Source organism: uncultured Limosilactobacillus sp. (assembly GCF_934202235.1).
In the GTDB taxonomy this organism is placed as follows: Bacteria; Bacillota; Bacilli; order Lactobacillales; family Lactobacillaceae; genus Limosilactobacillus.
The window spans coordinates 1-3,227 of sequence record NZ_CAKPXS010000073.1 but is presented as its reverse complement, the minus strand read 5'-3'; the positions used below and the strand labels follow the sequence as shown (position 1 = coordinate 3,227).

The window sequence follows — 3,227 nt, the reverse complement described above, 5'->3', positions numbered from 1 at the left end:
GGTAACAAGGGTAAAAATTAAGAAGAATGCCAACCGCACGTCCAACTGCGTGGTAGATTTCGTAATGTCATTAAACCACTGGTAAGGTTGTTTGAACCGTCGCAAAAGAAAGATTGCCGCCAGGAATAGCAAGACAATCAACCACAGCCGCCCAGCGTTACCACCGTGCAAGGTGGCATAAACCGTTAATGACAGCATCGGAATAACTTCCCCGAACACCGCCGTCAGCAGCAATGTCTGACCAACCGGCCGACTCAGAATTTCCTTTTCCTTCAGGGTGGCAATCACGACCCCGAGTGCGACTGATGAGAAGATAATCAATGCCAGGAGAACCCCATTAAAGAGCCCCAGCAGCTTTAATCCGACCCCCACTACCAGTGACATTACTAGGATGCCAGCAAAGGCAAACGAAGAAATGCTTACCGGCGAGTCGCTATCCCGCTTCTCCCCCGGTTGTTTTCGGAAAAGGTCAAAGTTGATTTCCATCCCCGAGAGAAAGATCAGCAAAATGACCCCCAGGTTGGAGAGAAAAGTCAGATCATGATTCATCACGATCAGGTTAAAGCCACTTTTCCCGATCACGATCCCAATTAGAATTTCAGCCACCGCCGTTGGCAACGTGGAAACCTCAAACCGAGCCATCACTAAGGGCACCAGCAAAGCGGCGAGCATCACAATAAAGATTGAAAGCTGTTCCATTTGATATCCCTTCTAAATAATTGGTGTAATTTGCCTCCAAAAAAGGTTAAAATAGGGTTGTTAACGTTTGTTTGTAAACGCCGCAAGGAGGCATTGAAGCAATGACAATGAAATTATCATCCTGTACTAGTATTTTAGTTGGAAAAAAGGCATCTGTCGATGGCACAATCATGATTGGCCGAAACGAAGACTCGAAAGCTGCCTGGCCAAAGCGGGTTATTATCCACCCGCACGGTGATCTCGATACCCGTTTTGAATCCAAGGATACTGGCTTAAAATTACGTCTTCCCAAGGGGAGCTTTAAGTATAGTGCCACTCCTGAATGGACGAACAAGTACGGCCTGTTTGAAGAAGACGGAATCAATGAATACAACGTGGCCATGAGCGCGACCGAAAGTGCCTACTGCAACGACCGCGTGCTGGGTTACGACCCGTTAGTCAAGGGTGGTTTAAATGAAGAAGCCATGGTGACGGTTGTGCTGCCATTCGTCAAGACCGCCCGTGAGGGGGTTCAACGCCTGGGCGATTTAATTGCTAAATATGGTACTGGTGAAACTAACGGCATTCTCTTTGCCGATGATAACGAAGCCTGGTACTTTGAATCTGGTGCCGGCCACTACTGGGTCGCTCAGCGGATCCCTGACGATTCATACGCGGTGGTTGCCAACCAGTTGGCAATTCAAGAAGTGGACTTTGCTGACTCAGATAACTTCATGTTCCACCCACAATTAAAACAATTTGTCGAAGAAAACCACCTCAACCCGCACCCGGGAACCTTCAACTTCCGTCAGATTTTTGGCACTGCTACCCGCTCAGACGCTATCTACAGCACCCCACGGGTCTGGTCTGGACACCAGCAGTTTAGCCCTGCTGCGGCGAAGGAAGAAGAACCGGAATCACAGGACCTGCCGTTTATCATGAAGCCGGAGAAGAAGATTTCGATCTTTGATGCTCAGCATTACCTGGCTTCTCACTTCCAGGGGACCCCTTATGACCCGATTGGTACGGGCAATGACCATGACAAGCACCTGTACCGGCCAATCAGCCTAGCAAAGACCCAGGAATCACACATCATGCAGATGAACCGGCCTGGTGCTGACATCCAATGGATTGCCATGGGTGTCGCCGCCGAAAGTGTTTACGTCCCGTTCTTCGCCGGGATCAACGATGTGCCTGCACCATACAAGCGCGGTAAGCTGCCAGCACAACTTAACTCTGCCTACTGGATCTTCAAACATGCTGGTATCCTCGCCGACGCCAACCTCCACGACCTGCTGCCGCAAGTCGAAGATGTCCAGCACCAGTTGAACCAGGAAAGTGTCCGGATGATTAAGGAGACGGATAAAGAATTGCAGTCCATCTCCGACCCGGCAGAACGGAGCAAGTTCTTAACAACGCAGAGCGAGAATATTGCTACCGACGCACTGGACGCCTTCCGTCATCTCTCCTTGCGGCTGATCACCCAACTCACTGACCAGTGCCAGTTGAACTTCCACACTGACGAAAACTTGTAATCAAGTTCAGCGTCGTCAATGCCTCTTCTGAGGTCCATTAGAAATAGCAAACGTCCGACCAAATTGGCCGGACGTTTTTTATTCTTGCTAAGGCGTCGCTACCTTTTTAACTTTCGGGTAGTTGCCATTTTTCTTATCAACGGCCGGTGCGTCATCCAGCAGCTCCTGGTTAATGGCTTGAACCACCTGTTCATTTTGGGGTAATGAAGAGTGCTGAGCATCCTTGCCGGTGAGGGTCATCATGGTAAAGTGCTTAACCTGTTTTTGGAAGATATACTTGCCAGCCTCAACACTCTCTTCAGGGACGAGACCGTCGCTATCATAAGTTTCGGTCCCCATCAGTGAGTAAACCACCAAGTCATCAGGCAGCCGTTTGCGGTATTTCAGAAAATCACTAAACATCTGCGTTTTGTTTTTGACGTTGCGTTCTGAAAAGTTAAATGGCGACCCCAGGGTCATCAACCGCTTCATCGTGATTTCATCATCGTACTCCTGATAATAATGCTCCAACCAGTAGGTCCAGACCAGGCCGCCATTGGAGTGGCCAAACGCCTTGAAGTTGTTAAAACTATACTCATTGCACAGTTGTCCAAAGGCGGCGTTCAGCATTTTGGCCTGCTTTTTAATGTTGTTATAGCCGTCATGGTTATTCTGGAAAGCAATCACCACAATCGGCTCGTTGTCATTTTTGGCAATGGACCCACTATAGGTAATTTTGCCGCCGTTGTAAACCTTCATTTTCATGTAACTATGACGGTGTGGTGCCCCGGCGTTCAGCTTTTTTACCAGTCGGTCAAAGCGGTTCTGCCCAGCGGATGATCCCGGCACCATGATGAGCGGCGAACGCGGTGAGTTGTGGCGCTTCGCCAGTTGTTTATTAAAATCTCTCATCCAGAAAAAGGTTGGGATTGCCAACAGTACCGTCAACACTGTGATCTTCAGCAAGACCTTTTTCAGCCGTTTCCTGCCAAGCGGTGAGACGTGGAACAGTTTCCTCATGGTTCCACCTCCCCA

General features: G+C 49.2%; 3 protein-coding genes. 1 reads left to right on the top strand and 2 read right to left on the bottom strand.

Annotated features, from left to right (window positions below; translation table 11 throughout):
- Window positions 1-699: cation:proton antiporter (locus tag Q0E49_RS07935; RefSeq protein ID WP_295747831.1), on the bottom strand; the 699-nt coding region annotated here is incomplete at its 3' end.
- Window positions 700-800: 101 nt separating this feature from the next.
- Between Q0E49_RS07935 and Q0E49_RS07930 the strand changes: the two genes are divergently transcribed.
- Window positions 801-2,213 (top strand): C69 family dipeptidase, encoded by a 1,413-nt coding sequence (locus tag Q0E49_RS07930; RefSeq protein WP_295747828.1) that lies wholly within the window; start codon window positions 801-803, stop codon window positions 2,211-2,213.
- A gap of 87 nt (window positions 2,214-2,300) precedes the next feature.
- On the opposite strand, the gene Q0E49_RS07925 is transcribed toward Q0E49_RS07930, so the two are convergent.
- Window positions 2,301-3,212, bottom strand: a complete 912-nt coding sequence (locus Q0E49_RS07925) for an alpha/beta hydrolase (protein WP_295747825.1) — start codon at window positions 3,210-3,212, stop codon at window positions 2,301-2,303.
- Window positions 3,213-3,227 lie beyond the last annotated feature (15 nt).